The 22,500-nt window shown below is 60.6% G+C and carries 20 protein-coding genes and 1 pseudogene; 3 read left to right on the top strand and 18 right to left on the bottom strand.

Annotated features, from left to right (window positions below; translation table 11 throughout):
• Positions 1 to 223 precede the first annotated feature (223 nt).
• Positions 224 to 607, top strand: a complete 384-nt coding sequence (locus RND78_RS24500; protein WP_312732591.1) for a DUF3742 family protein — start codon at positions 224 to 226, stop codon at positions 605 to 607.
• Between the two features lie 29 nt (positions 608 to 636).
• Here the strand turns inward: RND78_RS24500 and RND78_RS24495 are convergent, their stop codons facing one another.
• The 8 genes and pseudogenes from RND78_RS24495 to RND78_RS24465 form a co-directional block, all read right to left on the bottom strand.
• Positions 637 to 2,205 (bottom strand): conjugal transfer protein TraG N-terminal domain-containing protein, encoded by a 1,569-nt coding sequence (locus RND78_RS24495; protein WP_312732590.1) that lies wholly within the window; start codon positions 2,203 to 2,205, stop codon positions 637 to 639.
• Between the two features lie 9 nt (positions 2,206 to 2,214).
• Entirely contained in the window at positions 2,215 to 2,577 is a 363-nt protein-coding gene (locus RND78_RS24490) for a hypothetical protein (RefSeq protein ID WP_312732589.1), read from the bottom strand.
• Positions 2,578 to 2,579: 2 nt separating this feature from the next.
• Entirely contained in the window at positions 2,580 to 3,953 is a 1,374-nt protein-coding gene (locus tag RND78_RS24485; protein WP_208692737.1) for an integrating conjugative element protein, read from the bottom strand.
• A gap of 17 nt (positions 3,954 to 3,970) precedes the next feature.
• Positions 3,971 to 4,918, bottom strand: coding sequence for a TIGR03756 family integrating conjugative element protein (locus RND78_RS24480; RefSeq protein WP_312732588.1), 948 nt, complete (start codon positions 4,916 to 4,918; stop codon positions 3,971 to 3,973).
• Positions 4,915 to 5,256 carry a TIGR03757 family integrating conjugative element protein gene (locus RND78_RS24475; protein ID WP_312732587.1) on the bottom strand — a complete coding sequence of 114 codons (342 nt, stop codon included), beginning with the start codon at positions 5,254 to 5,256 and terminating at the stop codon, positions 4,915 to 4,917. Before RND78_RS24475 ends, RND78_RS24480 begins: the two co-directional genes overlap by 4 nt.
• Positions 5,257 to 6,638: 1,382 nt before the next feature.
• Positions 6,639 to 7,469 (bottom strand): methyl-accepting chemotaxis protein, encoded by an 831-nt coding sequence (locus RND78_RS28485; protein ID WP_409457119.1) that lies wholly within the window; start codon positions 7,467 to 7,469, stop codon positions 6,639 to 6,641.
• A gap of 27 nt (positions 7,470 to 7,496) precedes the next feature.
• Positions 7,497 to 8,279, bottom strand: a pseudogene (locus tag RND78_RS28480) (MCP four helix bundle domain-containing protein); the annotation flags it as partial.
• Positions 8,280 to 8,672: 393 nt separating this feature from the next.
• Complete coding sequence (locus tag RND78_RS24465) at positions 8,673 to 9,041, bottom strand: response regulator (protein ID WP_312732585.1); 369 nt, start codon at positions 9,039 to 9,041, stop codon at positions 8,673 to 8,675.
• Between the two features lie 415 nt (positions 9,042 to 9,456).
• Here RND78_RS24465 and RND78_RS24460 point away from each other — a divergent pair, with 415 nt between their 5' ends.
• Together RND78_RS24460 and RND78_RS24455 are read left to right on the top strand one after the other, a co-directional pair.
• The gene (locus RND78_RS24460; RefSeq protein WP_312732584.1) at positions 9,457 to 9,831 is read left to right on the top strand and encodes a response regulator; all 375 of its coding nucleotides are present in this window, start codon (positions 9,457 to 9,459) and stop codon (positions 9,829 to 9,831) included.
• A 477-nt stretch (positions 9,832 to 10,308) separates the two neighbouring features.
• Positions 10,309 to 13,839 carry a response regulator gene (locus RND78_RS24455; protein WP_409457118.1) on the top strand — a complete coding sequence of 1,177 codons (3,531 nt, stop codon included), beginning with the start codon at positions 10,309 to 10,311 and terminating at the stop codon, positions 13,837 to 13,839.
• Between the two features lie 214 nt (positions 13,840 to 14,053).
• On the opposite strand, the gene RND78_RS24450 is transcribed toward RND78_RS24455, so the two are convergent.
• Genes RND78_RS24450 through RND78_RS24405 form a run of 10 tightly spaced genes read right to left on the bottom strand, consistent with a single transcriptional unit; the run spans position 14,054 to position 22,494 of the window.
• Positions 14,054 to 14,407, bottom strand: coding sequence for a hypothetical protein (locus RND78_RS24450; protein ID WP_312732583.1), 354 nt, complete (start codon positions 14,405 to 14,407; stop codon positions 14,054 to 14,056).
• A gap of 25 nt (positions 14,408 to 14,432) precedes the next feature.
• On the bottom strand, positions 14,433 to 14,612 hold the full coding sequence (locus RND78_RS24445) for a hypothetical protein (RefSeq protein WP_312732582.1): 180 nt from the start codon (positions 14,610 to 14,612) through the stop codon (positions 14,433 to 14,435).
• Complete coding sequence (locus tag RND78_RS24440; protein WP_312732581.1) at positions 14,593 to 15,246, bottom strand: thioredoxin domain-containing protein; 654 nt, start codon at positions 15,244 to 15,246, stop codon at positions 14,593 to 14,595. The genes RND78_RS24445 and RND78_RS24440 overlap by 20 nt, the downstream gene beginning before the upstream one ends.
• Positions 15,247 to 15,278: 32 nt before the next feature.
• Entirely contained in the window at positions 15,279 to 15,590 is a 312-nt protein-coding gene (locus tag RND78_RS24435) for a hypothetical protein (protein WP_312732580.1), read from the bottom strand.
• Entirely contained in the window at positions 15,587 to 18,637 is a 3,051-nt protein-coding gene (locus tag RND78_RS24430) for a conjugative transfer ATPase (protein ID WP_409457117.1), read from the bottom strand. Before RND78_RS24430 ends, RND78_RS24435 begins: the two co-directional genes overlap by 4 nt.
• Positions 18,637 to 19,083, bottom strand: coding sequence for a TIGR03751 family conjugal transfer lipoprotein (locus RND78_RS24425; RefSeq protein ID WP_312732578.1), 447 nt, complete (start codon positions 19,081 to 19,083; stop codon positions 18,637 to 18,639). The genes RND78_RS24430 and RND78_RS24425 overlap by 1 nt, the downstream gene beginning before the upstream one ends.
• Complete coding sequence (locus RND78_RS24420) at positions 19,061 to 20,575, bottom strand: TIGR03752 family integrating conjugative element protein (protein WP_312732577.1); 1,515 nt, start codon at positions 20,573 to 20,575, stop codon at positions 19,061 to 19,063. Before RND78_RS24420 ends, RND78_RS24425 begins: the two co-directional genes overlap by 23 nt.
• Positions 20,559 to 21,464: a TIGR03749 family integrating conjugative element protein gene (locus tag RND78_RS24415; RefSeq protein WP_312732576.1), complete on the bottom strand. Its 906-nt coding sequence runs from the start codon at positions 21,462 to 21,464 to the stop codon at positions 20,559 to 20,561. Before RND78_RS24415 ends, RND78_RS24420 begins: the two co-directional genes overlap by 17 nt.
• Entirely contained in the window at positions 21,461 to 22,117 is a 657-nt protein-coding gene (locus tag RND78_RS24410; RefSeq protein ID WP_312732575.1) for a PFL_4703 family integrating conjugative element protein, read from the bottom strand. The genes RND78_RS24415 and RND78_RS24410 overlap by 4 nt, the downstream gene beginning before the upstream one ends.
• Positions 22,114 to 22,494 carry a TIGR03750 family conjugal transfer protein gene (locus RND78_RS24405; protein WP_312732574.1) on the bottom strand — a complete coding sequence of 127 codons (381 nt, stop codon included), beginning with the start codon at positions 22,492 to 22,494 and terminating at the stop codon, positions 22,114 to 22,116. The genes RND78_RS24410 and RND78_RS24405 overlap by 4 nt, the downstream gene beginning before the upstream one ends.
• Positions 22,495 to 22,500 lie beyond the last annotated feature (6 nt).

Raw genomic sequence — 22,500 nt, 5'->3', positions numbered from 1 at the left:
CCAACGGCGGAGCCCTTTCTGGTAGGGCTTTTACCCTTAGAGCCCCCTTCCATTCCCTCCTTTGCTCCAGCCCATTTCCGCTCCTAACCCCTTGATTGATGTGACAAATAGCTCAAATTCTGGCAGGAACTAGCACAATAAAGCTGTTGCAGGCTAGTGCGCTGGGGCGTATAAATGATGTCATAACGCAATCCCTCATGTAGTTTTCGAGAGAGTCGCCCCCATGGCCAGTGCAGTTTTTGCCAAATTCGTAGGCAAAATTCTGGGACAATCCGCTTCGTTAATCATGCGTGGCGAATCGCGAGTGTGCCTACTACTCGCTTCAGTTGGATTCAGCTCGCGTGCCATGACGTTTGTGAAGTGGCTACTTCGTTTAGCAATAGTTGTAGTTGCACTGATAGTTGCCGCCAAGACGATGTTCTTCGTTCTGATCGGTGTGATGGCAGTTGTCGCAGCCACCGCTTTGATCACGGGTCCCCATCAGGACGCGGCAGAAGATGCGCTTAGTGGGTACGGTGCTGGCAAGTTTGGTGAATGGCGTGATGGTGACACTGGCTACGGTCACTATGATTCTTTCGGCCAGAGAGACGACAACTACGGAAAGTGACAGGCAGCTCGCTGCCTGTCTCACTCTCGCTACTCCCTACCCGCCTTAGCCGCTGTAACAGCGCTATTCGCAGCTTGTTTAGCCACCGTTCCGCTTTCTGCTTTAGCCGATTTACTACCCTCTGCCAGCCCAGTAATCATTCCTCCTAAATTGGCGCCTGCCCATGAGAGCGCGGTGATCCAAAAGGCAGGGAGTATCAGGAACATTGCTCCCATGACGTAGTTGAGCAGCATGTCACCTTGCATGTTGCTCAGGCCGATGATCGGGTCGAAGTTGACGTGGGGTGCGGTGTTATTAACCTTGTAGATCCCCGTGCCATACAGCGCGTCCATGATGGTGCTGTCGACCCACCTCGCAAGTTGCAGCCAGAAGTCCACGAAGATCAGTGCGAACTGGGCAAACGTGAGTGTCATGGCCACCTTGAGGTCATAGGTCCCCAGTACCAGCACGATGGGGATGCAGATGATGAACGCCATCTTGAGGAAGGCCATCACCATCGGTGCGGCCTGCCGAACGCTGTCCATGGCTGGGAAGTAAGCGAGCGAGCCCACTGCTTGTCCCAGGCCAGCCGTGACCCTGGCGGCATCGTTGTACAGCGAGCTGCCGATCTGGCCGCCGTAGTCGCCGTAGACCTGCCCCTGCGTCAGCGTCTGCTTCTTCGGCGACACCAAGTCCCGAATCACTGAGTCATTTACCTCGTCCTGAGACATGAAGCTTGCCCACTTGGCCAGCTTGGTCAGGATGCCCGGCTCCACCTGTGCCAGCAGCCGTGCTCTGAGGCCCTTGGAACCGTCTGACCACCACTGGGTGCAGGTAGGGTAGCCACCTCCGCCGGTGGTCTGTGCTAGGCCCGCATCCCGGGTAGCATCGTAGGGCCATGCGGTACGCGGGGTATGGGAGCGGAAGCCCGAGCTGCCATCGCTGTAGTAGCCGCTTGTGTTGAGGAAGTACTTCGAGCCGATCCAGCTCACATCCAGGTACTGCTTGTCGGTCAGGGTGGGCTGGGTCATGAACAGCTTGGCGCGAGCCCGTGCGTAGCAGTCGTTGGTGAAGTCCGCGACCTCCTGGGCGAGGAGGGGGTTGTCGATCCGCTCGGCGTTGACCTCCATGCGCAGCTGCTGCAGATCCTGACCACAGGGAATGCTGGCCACAGCACCCGCTGTCATACCTTTGGACAGTGCGTGGACTACCATCCACCACAGTGGCACCTGGGCGCTCTTGCCGTTGAGAGTGCTGAAAGAGGTCCCCCAGCCCGTTCCGTCCGGCTTGGGCACATCGACCTGGCATTGCTTGGAGCGGGTCTGGTCGTACTGGATGGTCGAGAAGCTGACGTTCGCATTCGGGAGCGGCATCAGGCCGAGCATGATGACGATTAGGGCCACGAAGAACCGGTTCTCGATACGCGCCAGGCTCAAGGCCCCCTTGTTGCCTTCATCCTGGCCTTCGCCCCGGGCGCGCAGCCACTCCTGGATGATGATGGCGGCGAACGGCGCAGCAAACAGGCCGGTCCCGCCGATCATCTCCCAGATGCCGCTGTTGATGATCCAGCCCACCAGGGTCAGGTAGTACTCGAGATAGTCGTTGGTATAGAGCTGCATGGCGATCTCCTACAGCACGCCGGCGTTGCGCAGTTCGAAAAGGCCGATGACCGCCAGTGCCAGCGCCTCGCAGCGGTAGATACGGCCGCGCTCATCGGCCACGGCCATCAGACGACGCCTGACCGGCCACCAGCAGCAGATCAATCCGGCGTATAGGCACAGCCGCCACACCAGGAAGTGCGTATGGTGATCGGCCTGCCACTGGCGGTAGCTCTGCAGGTCGCCGAAGCCCCAGGCCGTCACAATCACGAAGCCCAGGGCGAGGGTTACCGCCAGCAGGAAGGGCCATAGCAACGACCAGGTCAGACCTAGACCGCGTCGACCGAAGCTGAGTACCGCTTGGGCGCGGCGAGACCAGGAGGAAGTTGTCATGGTCATTCGCCCTTCTTCGCCGGATTCTCGGTGCGATCCAGCCGATTCGGCAGCGGATCGCCCTGGAAGATGCCCTTGGAGGCGTCCTTGCGGATCGAGGCGCGCTGCAGGATGGTGGTGGGGGAGTTGCCGGCCAGCTCCCGGCGCATGTCCAGTTCGGTCTTGAGGTTCTGGATCTCGGCCTGCAGGTTGGCAGCGTTCTGGTCGACCTGCGTCTGGGCGACCTGGTTGGCGGCGACGTTGGGCTCCTGACGGCCAGCGGCCAGGGTACGAACCAGCGACAGCGCCTTCTCGATGACATCGGCCAGGGACACCTCGGACACGAGCCGCTTGGCTAGCACGTCTTGGTCCTGCTCGGTGCGCAGCGATTCGATGATGCCGCGGGTAATCGGGATGGAGTTGCTGCCGGCCGCGGCCAGGTTCTCAGCTGTCATCGGCTGGGTACCGGCGATCAGCGCATTCACCGCCTTGAGCTTGGTGTCGTAGGTTTCCTGAATCAGCGGGGTGAGCCCGACCCCGGCCTGGGTCACGGTCTTCTGGCAGTTGTCGCAGGTCTGCTGCTGTTGCTCGCCCAGTACCCGGGTGGCGAAGGTCGCGGCCTCCTGCGGCGACGACCAGGTGCTGCAGACGAGACCGCCGTTGCAACTACTGGCCGGGATCGAGCCAGTGGCGGTGGGTGAGCGGCCACTGAGCATGTTGTAGCCGGCCTTGGTGACGTCGCCGACCACCTTGATAGGCTGCTGGCCGCTGCCCCCGGCTTTGCTCCCGCCGACCCAGGTGACGCCCTCATTACCGCTCTTCTGCTCGACCTGGTTGATTGCGGCCACCGCATCAGTGGTGCCGGCAGCGGCCGACTTCATCGCTTCACCCTCGGCGAGCTTGTTCCAGCCGACCTGGCCGCCGGCGACATCGAGCATCTTGTCGGCGATCGCGCGGCAGGTGCCCTTTGAGCGATCGAAGTCCAGGCGCGCCTGGCCAATGCCGTTGGTGATGAGGTTGTACAGGCCCGGGTTGGCGCGCTGCAGTATCAGGCCGGGAAGGGAAGCAACGGCGCCCGTAGCGTTCTGCAGCACCGAACTCATGATGGTCTGGAAGCCCTGGGTGGCCCCGTTGAGCTGGTTCTGCAGGGTGTTGGTGAGGCTCATGTTTCCGCAGATCAGATTGGTGTTCCAGCCACCGCCAATCTGGATGCTATCCATGTTGCCGACGCTGCCCATCGACACGGCATTGCCGCCGCCGATGCTGTAGAGCACGTCGTCACCGATGACGCTGCCCTGGGACTGCACACGGTAGGGCTCGGCCGCCTGAACAGCGCCGCCGAGGAGAAGGCCGGCCAGGCAGGTGCTGGCCAGCAGGGTGAGGCGAGTGGTACTCATGATCGACGGCTCCCTGATCATTGAAAGTCGGTGCTGCCCAGGAAGACCTGGCCTTCACGCTTGCAGCAGCTGTAGGGGCGCCACAGCGCCCAGGCATAGGCGCCCACGGCGTCCTGGACGTGTGGGCCCGGGTTGGGGAAGGCTGCGCAGCTCTGGCTCAATGTGGGTGTGAGCTCCTGCCACTTGCCGGTGGTGGCGTCGCCCTCAAGCAGCTCGCCTGCAGGCCAGTAGCCGTCCTCGGCCTGGGCCAGCAGCGACTGGTAGACGTGGATCTGGCCAGAGCGCGTGACCACGTCGCCGGCGCGCTGGGCCATGACCGCCGCGGCCTTGTAGTCATCGGGCTGATGCAGGAAACCGCTGCGCGGATAGACGTTGCCCCATAGGTCGCCGGACAAGGTGCCGCCTACTTCGCGCTTGCCCGGGATGAGGGCTTCCGGATAGACGGCCTCGGGGATGCCGTACCGCCAAGCCATGTAGTCGTAGTTGCTCAGCAGATACGGCATGTAGGCGGTACCGGCACCCTTGCAGACGTAGCCCGAGCCGCTGGCGAACTGGCTAAACGCATAGCCGCCCGGGTGGCCGATGACATCGGTGTTCTTGAAGCGGGCGCTGATCGTGGTGTTGGCCTGGGTCGGGCTGTCGCCCGGGTCATTGCCGCCGGCGGCAACACTGCTGACTGGGCTGAAGGACGCCATCTCGGTCCACGGGTTCTCGCCGGTGTTGGCGTAGCTGGACACCACGGCATCGGGCACGAAGTGCCGTACCTTGGCCGAGGTCTTCACCTTGCAGCCGTATGGGGTGCAGAACAGCCAGTAGCAGATGCCGACCACCTTGTATTCGAGGCAGTCGGGCGAGAGCGAGGACGACACGATGGTTGCGGTGGTGACCGCCGCGGTGGCCTGCAGGCTGGTGGCCAGCGGGATGGCCAGCGTAAGGCGCCGTAGACGTTGCACAGATCGACTCATCGTCCACTGCTCCGGTAGTGCTCTATGCTGGCCACGGCGGCCGCCACGTCGGGCTGGCCATAGACCACATACTGACGATCCACAACTACGGCCGGCAGCTTAGCCACGCCGAGGCTCCAGGCATCGGCCACGTCCTGGTGCGCCTTGGCTAGGTCCCGCCCCAGCTGCTGCGCTGATGCTGAACGCATCCGTTGCTGCATGATGGCGGCGGCCTGTCGCGGATCCGCCGGCAGGCCTTCGGAGAGCTGCTGCTCGAGGCGCTCCGGGGCATCCAAAAGCACCACTCGGGCGCCGACGCTATTGGTGAGGGGGTGAGCGGCGTCGGAGATGGCTAGCACATCCGCTGTTGCGAATGGGGCGCAGCAGGCGGCCAAGACAAAGCCCAGTAGGCGTGCTGTCATGGTTGCTGGGGCGGTAGGAGAGAAGACGGACATGAGCAGTACCAGGCAGAGAAGTGGCTGGTACAGGAAACGCGATCAGGAAGGCTGGGTCAGCGGGAAACCATATCCAGGTCGCTGGAGGTTGAAATACTCACATCCGGACGTATGGAGTCTGCTGTGGGTTTCCAAAGCAAATGCGCCTTCTCGCCAGCGATTGCCTCAGTCGGCTACCGACCCATAGCTGCCGTTTAAGCCAGCAACTGATCGCCGAAACCGTCTTTTTCGACCAGCCTTAGTCGAGCACGTCCGCTGGCTGCGGGACCCGTGCTTCCCTGTGTCGATCAGATATTTGGATCTGCGATGATCTTGATGCCTTAGCCGCTGATACGTGCCTCACCGCTTTGCAGGATAAAAAGGGATAGCAAACCGGACTCAAGAATTCGCGCGTCATCTGATTGCGTACTACGCATTGTCGTCTAGCCTGCTAATGGGCACACCTGTCACGAGTTTCGCTATGGATAGTCTCAGGGCTCGGCTAGAAGCACTGGATCCTCCAGTAAAATCTTTTCTGGAGTGGCGCGCAGACGGCTGGCTCGTCTGCTTGGTTGACCCTTCCGTTCCTGCCATGGTTTATCGAGTTATTGAATGGTCAGTGATGAACGATCTTGGTCAGACCAATATGATCATCTTGCATGCTGTCAATGAATTAAGACGCAAAGGATCACATCTCCCGCTAGAAGCCGATACAGCGCTCTTGGCAAGGGGATTGTGAATGAGGGTGGCGTAGCCAAAGAAAAGGCCCATATTCCGATACAGGCCTTGGCTCAACACCTTGGGGGCCGGACGAGCCCAAGCAGCAAGCTTAGACCACGTTAGTTAAAAACGTGTGATGCAAAGATGAAATTCGTTGCATTTGACCTCTAGCGCACAATTTTACAGGAAACCCTTGCCCATACGATGGAAACAGGTCGTGTTACTAGGTCCCGTGCGCATCCACAGAAAACGACTAGCCGCCATGACTTATCTGAATCAATCAATGCTTTCCTGGCAGCTATACCGCAAATTTGGTACTTGAACGCCGAGCAAGTGCAGCCATTACCAGAAGCCCATTAACCCTGTAACGAGTGAAGCACCGATAATAATATTTGCAAAGACAGGAACCACTATTGTGATAACGTGGCTGCTATTTAATTTTTTACTGCGCTCGAAAGGCATTGGATTGCATAAACCCTTTCTGTCGACCGAGCCAATCCAAAGCCCAAGTTTATAAAAAAGCGCTCAATCCAGAGCGCTCAATGGTGAAATACAGCTGGTCTATTTACGATAGCTCAATGGATCTGTCAGTAACGGAACTGCGCCACTAAACCTTGGAAAGAAATGGCGAGACGCGAAAGCTCTTGGCTGGATGCAGCTGTCTGCTGGGCGCCAGTCGCGGTCTGAGTGGCCAGATCCTGGATGTTCACCAGATTGCGATCCACTTCTCTTGCGACCTGGGCTTGCTCCTCGGCCGCGCTCGCGATGACCAAATTGCGCTCTTCGATTTCGGCTACACCGACGGCGATCCGATCTAGGGCTTCACCCGCTTGGTGCGCACGCTGTTGAGTGTCGTCTGCCAAGGCTTTGCTTTTATGCATTGCATTGACCGCATCTTCTGCGCTGGTTCTGACGGTGTTCATCATGCGCTCGATCTCACCGGTTGATCCTTGCGTCCGATGTGCCAGCGCCCGGACTTCATCAGCTACCACAGCGAAACCCCGCCCTTGCTCGCCGGCCCGTGCGGCTTCTATCGCCGCGTTGAGCGCCAGCAGGTTCGTCTGTTCTGCGATACCGCGAATGACATCCAACACCTGGCCGATTTCACGGATCTGAACTTCAAGCGTTTGCACCTTTTGAGTCGAGTCGCTGATCTCGCCAGCCATTTCGGTCATGGAGTGCGCCGCCTGTTGTACCTGGTGACGTCCATTCTGCGTTTCGCGACTCGTTTGCTGCGATGCGCCAGAGGTGGTAGCGGCATTACGTGCTACCTCTTCAACGGCTGCGGTCATCTCGTTGACGGCAGTAGCGGCCTGCTGCACTTCGCTATGCTGACGAAGCTGACCATTTGCCGTCTCTTCGGTAACTGCATGAAGCTCTTCAGCTGCCGCGGCCAGTTGTGTTGCCGCGCTATCCATCTGCTGGACAGTACTCTTCAGGCTGCTTTGCATGGAGCCCAAGGCCTGTAGCAGTTGGCCAGCCTCGTCAGAGCGACTGCTGAGAACAGGGTGAGTCAGGTCACCCTGAGCAACGCGCTCGGCGCTTGCTACGGCCTCGCGGATCGGAGCGACGATGAGACGTGTGATAACGATGCCCAGGGCTACCGCACAGAGTACGGCAATTGCCAAGCCGCCACCCAGCAGCCAAAACGCCCCTTGATAGGTGCTGATCGCATCAGCGCCTGCTGCGCGGCCTTGGCGCTGATTGGATTCGACCATGATTTTGAAAGACGCCATGGTCTTGCGATAGCTGGGCTGGGCCTGTTCGTCGATCACGCGAGACGCGCCAGCAATATCATTCGCTCTAAGCAGGCCTATGGCTGCGTCCACGCCCGTCAAATAACTCTTCCAATCCTGCTCGAACGCATCACCTGCCGTTTTTTCATCGCCTTCCAGTGGCGTTGCGCGATACGCGGAGAATGGCTTTTCCACCTCGCTCTGATTATTACGCAGGGACGTCGTTACGCGGTCGCGTTCATCCTGGGAGGCGCCGCTGTAGGTCATCGACATCAAGCGGAAAAGGTCCCGGTTGTGAGCGATGACGTTGCTCTTGGCGTCGTTGAGCTGGGTGATGGATCGAAGGTTATTGTTGAGCACCGTGTCCAGCAGGGAATTGAGTGTCACGATCCCCTTCATGCCCACGGCACCAATGCCAAGAGTAATCAGGGTGCAGAGGCCGAAAGCGATGGCGAGTTTTTTCGCTAGCGCAAGGTTGTTGAACCAGACCATGGGATGTCCTGCTTGAGTGGCTACGAAACGGGTTTGAACCCTATTGCCGCTGTAACGGCATGATTAGGCAGGACTTGATGGCCGCTCGGCGGCATCAGTGATCTGGACCAGCTTGAAGGTGGCCTGCGTTCGGGTAAGCGTCAGGATGCACCCAGCAGTTGGCCAATCACGATAGGGGTACCGGTCAGATAGAGCGTTTGCTCCCTGATCTCACCCCATGCCCTCGCCTTATCCAACGTGCCATGCCGGGCTATGAACAGACTTCCAGCGATGATTCGACCTGTCAGCCCAAGGTCGCCCCCCAAGGGGACCAAGTCATAAGCTGCCTCAGGGTCGAAAGAGAAGGGAAGATTCATGTGGGGGGGTTGACATCTGGAAAGCATCCGAGACAGGTCAGCGAAAGGCGTCAGCGATCGCCTTTTCAAGCGCGTCGAGCAACCACGGCTTTTGCAGATACACCACCTGTGCCGGTAGGTCTCGCCCAATTTCGTAGCCGTATCCAGTGGTCAGGACGGTTGGCAGATCAGGCCATCGACCAAGCAGTAGCTGGACCAAGTCGGTTCCTTTGAGCTGTCCCGGCAAGAGTTGATCGGTGATAAGCAGGTCGGGCTTGCCTTCTTGAAGAATAGCCACCAACGCGTCGTCCGCATTATCGAAATAGACAGCCTTTGCTCCCCGATCGGCAAAGAAGTCTTCAAGAATACTGCTAAGGGTATCGTTATCTTCAACGACAACGATCCGGAAGCTCGACAGATTAAGCATATGACCGCCGCGACTTTAGAGGAATTGAGCCGATGCCAATAGGACGGCCTCTAGAGGGGGCAGCATGCCTTCGCTCCTATCTCCCTAATGGATTCTATCGGAGGATAGCCGCAACCCGCTTGCTGCACTGAACGACGCGCACAATACTCCGCAGTGATTCTGGATGCTGGATGTTTCTGCTTATTTCCGGATTTTTTCGCCGAAGGTGATTAAGCGAAGCGGCGAGAATGGGCCTGCAGTAGTCGGCTGTTGTAGCCATCTTCTCAGCCAGCCACAACGAGCTTAGAATCAGCCGCCGGACCGCCGGACCGCTGGTCGCATTGGTTGAGGTGACCGGCTCCCCCCGTCACCTGGATGAAAACGTTATCGGCTGCTAGCACTCTACTGGCTGCCTCCATCATTTCTGGTGTTTTCCATGACAAGCCCTCAGGTTGCCGTTCTCGTTGTAGAGGACGAGCCACTGCTGTTAGAGCTCTTGACCGAGCTGCTGCGCGATCTTGGGGCCAACGTTGTCGCGGTTGATCGTGCTGATGCAGGTCTGAGCTATCTGGAAGGGCATGCCAGCGAGCTGGGATTGGTCGTTACTGACGTCATGATGCCTGGTCGACTCAATGGCCATGACCTCGCGGTTGCAGTTGCAAATCGGTGGCCAGGCTTGCCGGTCCTTGTCACGTCCGGGTATTCCCCCCTACAGAATCAGCCAATGCCGACAAACGCTTCATTCATCGCGAAGCCCTGGACGTTCCAGCAAATGGAAATGGCTGTTAAAGAGCGGCTACCTCTACTGTAGCTTCGCTACAGTTCTGCTCGCATCGACTTGCTGATCAGACGCTACGTGATAGCGGTCACCTATCTGCCACAGCCTGTCCGATTGGTCAGACAAAGCCGTAGCCCCAGACTAAAATCTATCTCTTTATCGTGATAAGCATCTAATCCCCGACTTCCCTCACTCCCGCAGGTCCTTCCCTTGCCTACCTCTCCTTCTCGCCTGGCTTTTCTAAACGTACCAGGCGAAATGGCTGCGCTTATGCGTAAAAAAGACTGGTCGCAAACGCCTTTTGGACCCATCGAGACGTGGTCGACGGCGCTCCGCTCGGCGGTAAGCATATGCCTAGGCTCACGTTTTCCGATCGTCCTTTACTGGGGTGAGACAAGGGCGCTGATCTACAACGATGCGTGGAGTCCCGTCCCAGGTCGCAAGCACCCCTGGGCACTAGGGCGACCCGGTGCAGAGGTCTGGGCCGAGATCTGGGACATCATCGGCCCCATGTTCGACCATGTGATGGAAACCGGTGAGGCGACCTGGTCCGAGGATCAGCTGCTTCCACTCAATCGGTTTGGCTATGTAGAAGAGTGCTATTTCTACTACAGCTATAGTCCTGTGCGCGGTGAGAGTGGAGAGGTAGAGGGCATATTCACGGCCGTCACCGAGACCACCTATCGGGTATTAGCGGAGCGACGCGAGCGCCTGCTTCGTCATGTGTCTGAGGTGACTTCAGGCACGCGGGACGCTAGCGAGGCTTGCATTGCGGCCGTGCAGGCACTGCACGGTTTGCCTGAGGAATCTCCATTCTGCCTGGCCTATCTTCGCGATGCCGCCACCGGCGATCTCAGGCGAGTGGCGGTAGCCGGTCTTGCAGAAGATGACAAATTGGCGCCGCTTCACGTCTCTGCCAATGAAACGGAGACGCCTTGGCCTTTTGCGGATGCTCGTACCGCACCCTGCCTGGACGGGGACCTCAACGGTAAACACGATGGGCGGCTGGCAGGTCTGCCGTGGCCAGAACCAGTAGAAGAAGCTCTCGTTATACCGATCCTGGGCCCGCTTGGCGAAGAGCCCTATGGCTACCTCGTTTCCGGCCTGAGTCCGCGACGCCGATTTGATGCCGATTACGAAAGCCTGCTTGTCCGCGCGGCGGGTCATTTGAGTACGGCGATCAGCAATGCTAAACGCTATGAAGAAGAGCGTAGACGTGCTGAGCAACTGGCGGAGCTGGACCGCGCGAAAACCGCATTCTTTTCCAATGCCAGCCACGAGTTTCGCACACCCTTGACCCTGATGCTGGGGCCTTTGGAAGACATGTTGGCACGGCCGGATGAAGCAAGGGGTAGCCCGGCGGTAGGACGGCATGAGCTCGAGCTTATTCAGCGTAATGGGCAGCGTCTACTGCGTTTGGTCAACTCGCTACTTGACTTTTCGCGCATAGAAGCTGGACGCATGCGAGCAAGCTTCGCACCGGTGGATCTGGCGGTTTATACAGCAGAGTTGGCCAGCAGTTTCCGCTCCGCCATGAGCCGCGCCGGGCTCGATTTCCGTATTGATTGCGAAAGCCTGGGCGAGCCGGTCTGGATCGATCAGGAGCTCTGGGAGAAAGTCGTCCTAAATCTGATCTCCAACGCCTTTAAGTACACGCTGGAAGGTGGCGTAAGGGTTCGCTTGGAACGTAAGGGAGATCTGGCCGTACTGAGCGTGATCGACAGCGGTGTAGGTATTCCCTATAGCGAACTCGGCAAAGTCTTTGATCGCTTCCACCGTATCGAAGGCCAGATCGGGCGGACTCACGAAGGAACGGGTATCGGGCTGGCCCTGGTTAAAGATCTGACCGAGTTACATGGCGGTGAGGTTCGGGTATCAAGCCAGATTGGCGTAGGAACTACCTTCGAAGTCTTGATGCCTTTCGGCTATGGTCACTTGCCAGATGGAAGCCGTGTTCCTGCGCGTGCGCAAGTCTCGACCGCGACCCGTGCCGATACCTTTGTAGCCGAAGCGCTTCGTTGGCTACCGGACTCCGAGGGCACTGATCTGACATTGCCAAGTCTTGGTGATAGCCAAGGTAACGGTGTAGGACAGGGCGAGCGGATCATTTTGGCCGATGACAACAGCGACATGCGCGCCTATGTCGAGCGGCTGCTGCGTGAAGCGGGCTATCAAGTGCTAGCCGTTGCAGACGGTCGTGCGGCCGTCGATGCCGCCCAAGAGTCTCTGCCTGATCTTATTCTCTCTGATGTGATGATGCCGGTGCTAGACGGTTTCGGCGTGATCAGGGCGTTACGAACCGATGAGCGTACCAGCGAAGTGCCCATCATCCTGCTGTCCGCTCGAGCGGGAGAGGAAGCGTCTATCGAGGGCATTGCCGCTGGTGCCGATGATTATCTGGTCAAGCCCTTCAGTGCGCGCGAACTCATTGCTCGTGTAGAAGGTGCCATGCGCCTCGCCCGGTTGCGTCGGGAGACCGCCAATGCGCTGCGCCAGGCCAATGAGGTGCTGGAAATTCGCGTCCGCGAGCGGACACGCGAGCGGGATCAGATGTGGGCTTACAGTCACGATCTGATCGGTATCGCTGATAGTCAGGGTGTCTGGGTCAGTATCAACCCAGCCTGGACGCGGCTGTTGGGCTGGAGAGTCGATGAAATCGTCGGCAAGACGTCCGAGTGGCTGGAACACCCCGACGATCAAGAGCGTACGCGCAGTGAAGTCGCAACATTGGCGGCTGGTGCTCCCACCTTCAATTTCGAGAACAGGTTTCGTACTCGTAGCGGCACCTATCGCACCTTGTCCTGGACTGCGGTGCCGGAAGGTGGTTTGTTGTACTGCGTAGCCCGGGATGTCACCGCGGAGCGAGAGCGCAGTGTCGAGCTTGAGCAGGCAAAGGAAGCTCTGCGACAGAGCCAAAAAATGGAAGCCATCGGTCAGTTGACTGGCGGCATCGCTCATGACTTCAACAATCTGCTCACGGGAATCATGGGCTCGTTGGAATTGCTGCAGCGGCGCCTGGAAGGTCACCAACCGCGCGCAGAGCGCTACATTGGTATAGCCGTTGCCTCTGCCCAACGCGCGGCAGCCCTGACGCATCGACTGCTGAGTTTCGGCCGGCGCCAGGCGCTGGATATGCAGCCCATCGATATGAATCGGCTGGTGACAGGTATGGAGTACCTGATTCAGCGCACTGTGAATGAAAATACCCCATTGCGTTTGAACCTAAGTACCGAGGCTTGGCCGACCTGCAGCGATGTCAATCAGCTGGAAAATGCCCTGCTCAACCTCTGTATCAATGCGCGGGATGCCATGCCTCAGGGCGGCAGCCTTCAGGTCTGTACAGCCAACGTACGCAACCCGCAGCTATCGCTGGCGGGTGAACGTTTGCTCGGTGAGTTCGTGGAATTGTCCGTCGTTGATACCGGTACTGGCATTTCACCTGAGGTGTTAGTGAAGGTCTTCGAGCCTTTCTTCACCACCAAGCCGCAAGGCAAAGGAACGGGGCTGGGCCTGTCGATGGTGTATGGCTTTGTGAAGCAAAGCGGCGGCTACATCGACATACACAGTGAGCTAGGCAAGGGAACGAAGGTCTCGCTGCTGCTACCTCGCTATCAGGGAGAGGCAACCGACACCGCCAAAGTCAGCAATAAAACGTTGCCTGGGCATGGCGAGCGCGTGCTGGTGGTTGAGGATGAGCCTGGTGTTCGTCTGCTTGTGATGGAAGTCCTGCAGGACCTGGGATACATCGCTATTGAGGCTGAAGATGCACAGAGCGCTTTGGAGGTTGTGCAGCGCGAGCCTCAACTTGATCTGGTGATATCTGACGTGGGCCTACCCGGCATGGGTGGGAGAGAGCTGGTCGAAGAGATTCGTCGTCAGCGGCCCGGTATCGGTGTACTTCTGATTACGGGTTATGCAGAGGACGCTACAAATGTGCAGCGCTTCTTAGGCCAAGATATGCATCTATTACAGAAGCCATTCGCAATTGAGGTATTGGGCGCGCGTATCAGAGACATATTGGAAAATCAGGACCAAGGCTGATGCTATGGGATGCGGCCACTACGGATCTGGAGGCGCCAGAGAAGGCGTTTGCATCCAAGGTGGTCGTTGAGGATGAGCAACGTGACAGAGGTCTGTTGCTGAGTTAAGTAGCGCATACACCTCTTTGCTATCCGAAGCCGGAGGTGAAGGCCATTTTTGACCGCTAGCTGCCAATAAGCCAACGGCTGCTTTGGGTCGTAAACCGACATCTTCTTTAGGCGAGGTGTCTCAATGCTGCCAAGGCACTACTTACGGCGAGCTGATGCAGCTTCTTTTCCTCTTGGCGCTCCTGCCAGTAGCCCCGGCGTTCGGCATATCGTATCGCGAGGACGGTATCCCCACGGCGAATTGCAGCCAGTACCTGTTCATCCGCGATGTCACGAAAGAGGGTGAAGAGCAGTCGCTCTGCTGACTCTACCGCCGCGCGTTCACTGTCGTACGCTTCCTGATGCTCGTAGGCACCTACCCGGAAAAGCCATTGGTGACCGGATCCATGGCCAATCTGTGCCAGCTTGATCGGGGGGAGGGTACCGCCGGCTTCGAACACGATCCTGGGCTTCGGAGCCATGCCAGTCGCCAGGGGAAGGGACGTATCAGCGGGATTGCTCATCGGAGGTGCCTTGCAGGGGTAAGCGGTGATGCTGGGTGTCACGACGCTGCATCTCGGCGTCGACCATGCGCAGCAGGTAGGTCAGGCGGCTGTTGAGCCGCCGTAGGGTTTGGCTTGGCAGGCTGGCCAGCCACGGCGGGATGTCATTGACGCTGCTGCGCATCCGCACCTCCCTGACTCGCCAGCCAGTCCATTGCCGATAGCATGCCGGCATCGTCCAGCAGGGATGGGAGCCGTATCGTACGGCCAGACCGATTGTCTCGGAGCTCGTAGGTCGGGGTGGCATCGATCCGCTTCTGCGCTGCGGTTGCGGTCTGCTCAGCGACTACCCGGCGCACGGTCGTGTTGTCCTGGATACACGTCTGCAGGTGCTGCAGCGATACCGCCGATTGTAGGCCGAGTTGATTGATCGGCAATGCCAGACCGGCGCCATTGCCGCGGCTGTTCTGGTAGACGGCTTCGACCGCCTGCCAGAACACCGGATTGCCGCCCAGCCAACCGGCGCAGGTGACCAGGCGTGCTTCCTGCTGCGCTGCGTCGCCGTGCATGGGCAGCGGCAGGTGATGCCACTGCCAGTTAAGCGCTTCGTGCCGATCAATCAGCTGCTTGACCTGCGGGTAGGCTTCCTTGCAGTAAGGGCATTCCAGGTCGCCGTACTCGATCAGCGTGAAGCGGGCTTTGGCAGCCCCATAGATGAAGGTCGGTGGCTCAGGAGTAACTCGTGGCTCTACTGCTGCGAGCCATCCAAAGAGGTGCCATAGGACGTAGAGCAACACGGCCAGCAGTATGAGAGCCATTGCCGCTGGTTGCCGAGAGATAGCTCCCCTAATCATGCCGAAGCCTCATGGGCAGAAGGCTGATCGAGTTGCCGGCCCAGCACGTCGCGATGCAGCACTTCCAGCAGCGCCTGTTGTGCGTCATCCGGCTGCGGATGCTTGGCCAGCCAGTCCTTGAGCGCCGTGTCGAGCTGGGCCTCGATCTCCCGGAGATCCACCGCGCGTAATTTCACTGCCTGCAGGTTGCTGATCAAGACCGGTGCGCAGATCTGCAGGGCGGTGAGCGTCTCGGGCAGGTGCGGCTGCCGAAGCAAGCCGGTCAGGCTGTCGATGAGGTCCTGGGTGAATTGGTCCATCACTCTCATCGCCGGGCTCCTCGAGCCGGTGGCAGCTTGAAGGGGTAGGGTTCGATCCCTCGCAACCGGTCCAAACGGGCGACGACGGCCAGCGCGGCGCCCAGCTCGTCGGTGCCGAGCTCTTCCATCAGCTGGGCGCGCTCCGCCTTCTCCTCAGGCTCCGTCATAGCCAGGGCCAGATAAAGACTGGGCGGTACCGCGCGGAAGAGCGTCTCCATCGACTTGGAGAGCACCACGCCTTCGGTGTAGGCGCCGCTCTGCTTGCGCGCCGACAGCATCAGCTCCTTCTGCGCGGTACTCAGATTGCGGAATTTGGAGATCTTCTCGACTTCATCCGGCGGTATGTTCAGGCAGATCCACCACTCGATCATGTTGAGCATCGGCGCGCCGGAAATCGGGATGTCATCAATGTTCTGGGTCGCCAGCCAGAACCAGGCGCCGAGCTTCCGCCACATCTTGGTGATCTTCATCGCATAGGGCAGCAGCAGCGGGTGCTTGGTGATGATGTGGCCTTCGTCGGTCAGCTTGATCAGCGGCCGGCCCTTGTACTGGTCGCGCTCAGCGATGTTGTTGATCGAGTTCAGCAGCGAGATGTAGGCGATGCCGAGCTGCGCCTGGTAGCCCTCGCGTGCATAGGTGGCAAAGTCCACCACGGTCAGGTCAGCCTCCGGCCAAGGTGTGCCGGGGCGGTTGAACATCTCGCCATCGGCGCCCATGCAGAACATCTCCATAGCTTCGGCCATCTCCTGCAGGCGCTCGCGTCTTTTCTCAGGGATATTCTCGTCGTGCGCGGCCTCGCTCAGGGCATCGCGCACGTCCTGGGTGAGCACTGTCCTCTCTGCCTTGGAGCAGGCCTTGGCGGCATTGATGATGGCGTGCCGGATGGCCGCACGGTCGGCGCGTGTCATGCGTGCGTCTTCCTTCTCTTCGCCGCCGGTGATCATCAGGCGAGCCACGATCTCCATCTCGCCGAGCACGTCGCGTTGATCGTCCTCCAAGTCGGGCTTCGGGCTGCTGGCTTCGTCTGAGGCGTCGAGGTCCTCGGCGTCGAGCACGGCGACGTGAGCCGGATCCTCGGCCAGGCGTATGGCGTCGGCGAAGGGCGCCAGGCTAACGCCAGCGCCGGGAACCAGGCGGACCTTGTGGACAGTCAAGCCGAGGCGCTGGGCAAAGTCCGCCAGCAGCCCGAAGCTGTTACCGGCTTCGGCCACGAAGATGCGCGGCCGGTAGACGGCCAGCCACTGGATCAACAGGTTGTTGAGCGTCGCCGATTTGCCGGCACCGGTAGGACCGAAGACGAAGCCGTGCGCATTCATCTGGCGATCGAGCTTGCTGAGCGGATCGAAGGTCAGCGGACTGCCACCGCGGTTGAATTGAGTGATGCCCGGATGTCCCGTTCCGGTCGAGCGGCCCCAGATGGGTGCCAGGTTGGCGACATGCTGAACCAGCATGAGCTGGGTGTACCACTGCAGCGCCCGCGGCTGGTTGGGATCGAAGTTGCCGGGCAGCCAGCGCAGGTAGCTATTGAGTGCAGCCACCTCATCCTCAGGCCGCACAGGCTCGATACCTGCACTGGTCAAGGTGTTGGTCAGGTGGTTGCAGCGCTGCTCCAGCTCCTGCTCATCTTTACCCCGGACATAGAAGGCCACGCTGCCCTGGTAGAGCTTGTGCTTGCGGCCGATCAGCTGACGGGCGTCCTTGATGGCCTCACGGGTGAGAGCGGAAGCCTGGTTGTCGCCGACGGCTTTCTTGTGCAGGTTGTTGAGATGGGCTTCGAGCGTGTCCTGGGGCGTGGCTACCAGCGTGATGGCCAGCACGGTGTCCTCGGGCATCTCATCGAAGAGGGCATGCAGGGCGTCGCCAAAGGTGCGCTCGCCGGTCATGTGGCCGGTCCTCGGGGCAGTACGCAGCCGATCCAGCATCACCACACGATGGGGTTGGCCATCGAAGAACCACATGCCCTTCTGCGCATCCGAGCGAGGCTCGCGGTACATCAGGCACTGGGAGAAATCGGTCCCGCTGGCCAGGAAGGGAATGGTGCCTTCGGCCAGAAGCTCGTCCTGGTCGAAGGCGCTGTTGACCACCTCGAAGAACCGCTGCTGGTCCTTGGTCGAGGTGCCCAGGTGATCCGGGCACGGATTGAACCACTGCAAAAGCCAGTGGCGAATGGCACGCTCATCCATGCGGTGAGCCGTCACGCCGGCGTTTCGTAACGCGCCGGTCAGCCGACTGCACATATTCGCGAGGTACGCGGCAGGCGCCTGCCCTCTGACCAGGCCGTCGCCGATGCTGCGTCGGGAAACGACCATCCGGACGCGCCGATGCTGACCACGCCAGGGCAGGTGGGATACGGCCGTGTCGTTGAACAGACCGCCAGGCTTGGCGATGGCATGCAGGTGGTGCTTCATCAGGCTCTGATAGAGCTGGGTAAATTCGGAGCCGCGGGCGCGCGGCTGGATGTAGTTGGCAAGCCCGGTGAGATAGCCGTCGAACTGGATCTCGTCGAAGGCATAGAACTGGACGACCCAGGGACTCTGCTCCAGCTCATCGAAGGCGTCCTGCAGGGCGTTCTCCAGGGCGTCGCGGGCCTGGCGAAGCCAATTGGCTTCGCGGCCCTCGGTGCCGATCGGCACCAGGTCGAAAAAGGCGGCCAGCGACTTGCCGTCTTCCAGCAGCATGGCCTGGTGCTCGGGCAGGTATTCGACCCAAGGCAGCAGGTTGGTGAAGCTAGGGTTGACGTCGTAGAGCCTGGCCACATCTGCCACGGTCGCCGGTTTTTCCTTGCCGGTCATCCAGGCACCTGGCTCCGGGATACCGTGCGCTTTCAGACGATCCAGGTAGCGCTGGTAGGCGGCTTCCTCGTCGACCTCGAGGGCGCGGGTGGCACGGATGGATTCAGGGTGAGGACCCTCTGTAGCGGGCATCGGAAGGACCGACTCAGGTTCTGGCACATGCAGCTCTGAACCCAGATCATCCATCCGATCCGATTCCACTCTAGATTCGGCTGCAACAGTGTTAGCTGCCTTGCGGCCACGCAGGCGTTCGAAAATGCCCATCAGTAGTTCTCCACCCGCTCACCGGGCATGGCGTACTGCACACGCTGGTAGAGCGGGAAAACGGTGGTATAGCCGGGGATGGGGGCCGGGTCGGAGCCGGCTAGGTGCGGGAAGACGTACATGACCAGGTCCGGATTGGGCAGGCGCTTGAACTGGCTGTAGATCTCGTTCTGCGCGGTGCGCGAATAGCCGGCGTTGTCAGCCAGCGGCCGAGCCTGGCTCGTGTCCACCGGACGGCGCAGCTCTGCCCGGGCATCGACGAGTTGGCGCCCCTGGCTGCTGCCAGCCGAACCAGTGGTACCGGCATTCCAGACGTCCATCATGGTCTGGTCGCCATGGGGGAGCATCTTCTCCTTGTCGACCGCGCAGCCGCTGGCCAGCAGGGCCATGGCCAGTACAGCCGCTATCTGAAGTCGTGTGCGATTAATCGAGGGCAGCCGAGGCATGGCGAGCTCCTGTCCGATAGTCGACCTTGCGGCCCTTGAGTTCGTAGTCGATGGCCAGCTCCTGGTCGAGGTGGATGGCCACCTTCGCCCCGGGCTGCACGTACACGGCGGCGAAGGCCTGGCCGTAGAGCTTGTTCACCCAGGTGGAGATGTCGCTGACGCCCTGGTTCAGGATCTTGCCCATGGCCTCGTTGCCGGACATGCCGGTCGTGCCGATGGTGCCGTTCGGGGTCTGGACGTAGCTGGAGCTGGTGCCGTCGTTCTTTATGAGTGAGGCGGCGCCGGCGCCGGCGGCGGTGATGAGGGCCTGAGAGCCGATGTACTGAGAGGCGTTGCTGCGGCGCTCGCCAGCGATGCAGGGGATGCCGTAGGGGTCGCTGATCCAGCCCATGCCACTCTGGACAGCAGCAGGCTGGCCGTTGGTTGAGGCGTTCTGATTGTTCTGGCCGTTGTTCTGCTGACCAGCGTTTTCCTGCGGCGCCGGCAGGGTACGCACGGTGCCGTCGGTGAAAACGAAGGTCATACTGCGGATCTGGCCGCGCACGCAGGACAGCGTCCAATCGCCCGAGGCGGTTCCGCTTACCACTGCGCCGGCGACGTCGGGCAGGTCGATGCCGTTGGCGGTCAGGTTGTCGGGGCCGATCAGGACCTTGAAGGGGTAGGGGTCGTTGACCGTGCCGTCCACCGGCACGCGGCCCACCAGGGCGGTCATGGACACCGAACCCATCAGCGTCGAGTTCTGCGGCAGGGTGTAGACCTTGCGGACATTCTTGCGGGACTGCTCATCCCCGCCCATGCCATCGGCTACGCGCTGCGCACTACCTGAGGCAGCATCCAGGGTCTTCTGGCCGGCGGCGCCGAAGGCGGTCGGGAAGGCGAACCCGCTGGCGGCCTGGCTGCTGCCGGCAGCAAGAGGCTTGCCATTGGCGTCGACGGCGGTGCCATCCTGCGGCTCGATCCAGACGAGATCCGAGCCACCTTTCTTGAACTGATTGCCTTCCCCAGGAGCGATGCCAAGTCCGATAGGCATGTCGGCGCTGGAGCCAGTGCCACTGCCCGTCTGGTTGCCCATCTGCGACAGGGTGTTGAGCTGCTTCTGCAGACCATCGAACAGACCCTGTGTCTGCTTCTGCTGGTTCTCCAGGCTCTGGTTGATGCCCGCCTGGACGCGACTATCGACCGTGGCGTTGATATTGTTCAGCTGAGCCTTGAGAGCGTCGTTCTCCCGCTTGGCCTCCTCGTTGTCCCTCAGAGCCTTGCTCATCTGCTCTTTGAGCTGCCGGCTCTCGACGACGATAGTGCGCAAGGTGTCGTTGGGCGTGTCGCCCTCGATCCCCAGCGCCTTGGCCTGCTCAGGCGTGAGCTGGGCGGACTGTGGCTGTTCGGGTGTTTGCGGCTTGCCCTTGCCGACTAGGGTTACGCCGACATAGACCACCAGGACCAGAACCCCCAGCAGCGCATACTTGAGGAGTGGATTACTTCTGAGCTGCATAGCGGGCCTCCGCGGTGACGCGAGGATCTGCAGCGCCCAGGCTGGGCAGCAGTGACTGACCAAGGCCGTGATCCCGGGTGACCAGGTAGAGCACGGTGGTGTCGCTGGCATCGCCCCGGGCGCCGAGGTAGGGGTGCTGGAAGGTCGCGGTCGCGAAGTCGCCCATGAGCTCGCGCGGATCCAAGGCGAGACGCTGGCCGGTCTGGTTGCGCAGCTTCACGGCGGTCACCCAGTGATCGTCCAGGCGCCAGGCGCCCAGCTGACTGGCCTCAACCGGCAGCGCTGGCAGTAGCGTCGACAGGTCCAGGCGCTTGTCGATCCTGACCTGGGCGACGCCGTCGACCGGCTCCACGGTGCGCAGCGGCGCATAGAGCATCTGGGCGGCGTAGCGGGTGAGCACGACGGGGATCGGTGTTTCACGCTTGGGTGGCGCTGGCTCGTCCTCTTCCTCATCAGCTTGGCGGCTAGCCTTCGCTGACGATTTAGGGGCAGTCGCCACGGGCTGACCGTAGCGAGTAGGCGTGGTGTCGCCCGGAACGATCTTGATGGGCTCAAGCGCAACCTGGCCTTCCTGCGCCAGCGTTGCGGCGATGTCGACCAGCATGATCTCGCCGGTCGCTGCATTCTGCAGCTGCAGCCGGCTGGGCTCGATCGGGTCTTTGGCCCGGAGATAGATCGCGCCGCCGGTGCTCTGCACCCTGAGTTTGTCAGCGATGGCGGGAGGGACGCCGACACGCACGTTGGCATCAACGAATAGGATCCGCTCCTGGCCCACCACGAGCGGGATGACCATGGGGACGCGTTCCCATTTGCGGATCTCGATGGCCTGGGCAAGGCTGCTGAGCAGCAGGCTGCCCAGCACCAGGGCGAGGGAGTGGCGGGATCTCATGGTGTACCTCGGAGTTTGACTTCGACGCCGGCCTCGATCCGCTGCGGCTGACCGCTGTAGCAGTCCCACTTCATGCCCCAGGGGTTCTTCTCGGGATCGACGTCGGACCTGACGACATGGAGCGGGTAGCGGGTGAGCGCCGTCTTGACCTTCTCGCCACCCAGGTACTCGTTGGCAACGACATCCAGCATGACCGTCCACTCGCTATTGCCGAGCACCTGGACGCGGCGGGTGGGGTCGTCGCCGTAGCCTGATCCGGGGATCTCCGCGACGTTGCGCACGCGTTTGCGCAGCTCGCCGCTGTTGCGTTTGAGTGCTTCGTCCCCCTCCAGATAGGCCTTGCACGAAGGGGTGATGAAAGGGGTCAAGCGGGCGATGTTGTCGCTGTAGTTCTTCTCGCCATCAGCTGGCCAGCTGTTCATCTGCTGGAAGATGTAGAAGGCGTAGGAATAGACCGACTCCGGAGGAATCTCCCACCAAGGGCGCGTGCTCCCGGAGCGCAGGTCCGGCGGCACGTGCACGGTCAGATCCTTGGGCGCGCTGTACCAGCCGTAGCCATTCCAGATCGCGATGCCACTGACCAGGCCCAGGGCAAGGCGCAGGGTGGTGATATGGGCGCGCTGCGAATCGGACAGCTTCCACGCGCGGCTCATAGCCCCACCATCCGCTTGCAGGTCCAGGCACCACTGCGGATGACCAGGCGGCGACCTGCCAACCCCCAATGCGCAAGGCGCCACTCGACTTGGCGCCAGAGCCAGGTTTCCGGGCGGCCGCGCTTCCAACGGCGCAGGATCCGTCCTGCGGATACCAGGCCCAGGGCGCCACACGCCAGGGCGGCGAAGATCGGCATGGCCGGTGTGACGACAAACGCAAACGGGATGCCGACTGCGAATCCAAATGCCGCACAGATGCCGACCGTGGCGAACATCTCGTCCGTGGTCAGGCCGCCGACGACGACGGGTTGGGTGTTGAGGCGATTCGGCAGGAAGCGAAGGGTGCCGTCCTCATGCAGGTCTTCGGTGATGTCCATCGGCGC

The sequence above is a fragment of the Pseudomonas oryzihabitans genome, assembly GCF_032027545.1.
Lineage (GTDB): Bacteria > Pseudomonadota > Gammaproteobacteria > Pseudomonadales > Pseudomonadaceae > Chryseomonas > Chryseomonas oryzihabitans_F.
The sequence above is the reverse complement of the archived record's forward strand: the minus strand, read 5'-3'. Positions and strand labels throughout refer to the sequence as shown.

Excerpts from the sequence above, each read along its gene's own strand:
- RND78_RS24495 (WP_312732590.1), bottom strand. The coding sequence starts at position 2,205 with ATGCAGCTCTATACCAACGACTATCTCGAGTACTACCTGACCCTGGTG.
- RND78_RS24465 (WP_312732585.1), bottom strand. The coding sequence starts at position 9,041 with ATGCTTAATCTGTCGAGCTTCCGGATCGTTGTCGTTGAAGATAACGAT.
- RND78_RS24460 (WP_312732584.1), top strand. The coding sequence starts at position 9,457 with ATGACAAGCCCTCAGGTTGCCGTTCTCGTTGTAGAGGACGAGCCACTG.
- RND78_RS28485 (WP_409457119.1), bottom strand. The coding sequence starts at position 7,469 with ATGGATAGCGCGGCAACACAACTGGCCGCGGCAGCTGAAGAGCTTCAT.
- RND78_RS24490 (WP_312732589.1), bottom strand. The coding sequence starts at position 2,577 with ATGACAACTTCCTCCTGGTCTCGCCGCGCCCAAGCGGTACTCAGCTTC.
- RND78_RS24425 (WP_312732578.1), bottom strand. The coding sequence starts at position 19,083 with ATGCCTCGGCTGCCCTCGATTAATCGCACACGACTTCAGATAGCGGCT.
- RND78_RS24485 (WP_208692737.1), bottom strand. The coding sequence starts at position 3,953 with ATGAGTACCACTCGCCTCACCCTGCTGGCCAGCACCTGCCTGGCCGGC.
- RND78_RS24455 (WP_409457118.1), top strand. The coding sequence starts at position 10,309 with ATGTTCGACCATGTGATGGAAACCGGTGAGGCGACCTGGTCCGAGGAT.
- RND78_RS24405 (WP_312732574.1), bottom strand. The coding sequence starts at position 22,494 with ATGGACATCACCGAAGACCTGCATGAGGACGGCACCCTTCGCTTCCTG.
- RND78_RS24500 (WP_312732591.1), top strand. The coding sequence starts at position 224 with ATGGCCAGTGCAGTTTTTGCCAAATTCGTAGGCAAAATTCTGGGACAA.
- RND78_RS24420 (WP_312732577.1), bottom strand. The coding sequence starts at position 20,575 with ATGCAGCTCAGAAGTAATCCACTCCTCAAGTATGCGCTGCTGGGGGTT.
- RND78_RS24435 (WP_312732580.1), bottom strand. The coding sequence starts at position 15,590 with ATGAGAGTGATGGACCAATTCACCCAGGACCTCATCGACAGCCTGACC.
- RND78_RS24410 (WP_312732575.1), bottom strand. The coding sequence starts at position 22,117 with ATGAGCCGCGCGTGGAAGCTGTCCGATTCGCAGCGCGCCCATATCACC.
- RND78_RS24415 (WP_312732576.1), bottom strand. The coding sequence starts at position 21,464 with ATGAGATCCCGCCACTCCCTCGCCCTGGTGCTGGGCAGCCTGCTGCTC.
- RND78_RS24430 (WP_409457117.1), bottom strand. The coding sequence starts at position 18,637 with ATGGGCATTTTCGAACGCCTGCGTGGCCGCAAGGCAGCTAACACTGTT.
- RND78_RS24480 (WP_312732588.1), bottom strand. The coding sequence starts at position 4,918 with ATGAGTCGATCTGTGCAACGTCTACGGCGCCTTACGCTGGCCATCCCG.
- RND78_RS24445 (WP_312732582.1), bottom strand. The coding sequence starts at position 14,612 with ATGCGCAGCAGCGTCAATGACATCCCGCCGTGGCTGGCCAGCCTGCCA.
- RND78_RS24440 (WP_312732581.1), bottom strand. The coding sequence starts at position 15,246 with ATGGCTCTCATACTGCTGGCCGTGTTGCTCTACGTCCTATGGCACCTC.
- RND78_RS24450 (WP_312732583.1), bottom strand. The coding sequence starts at position 14,407 with ATGGCTCCGAAGCCCAGGATCGTGTTCGAAGCCGGCGGTACCCTCCCC.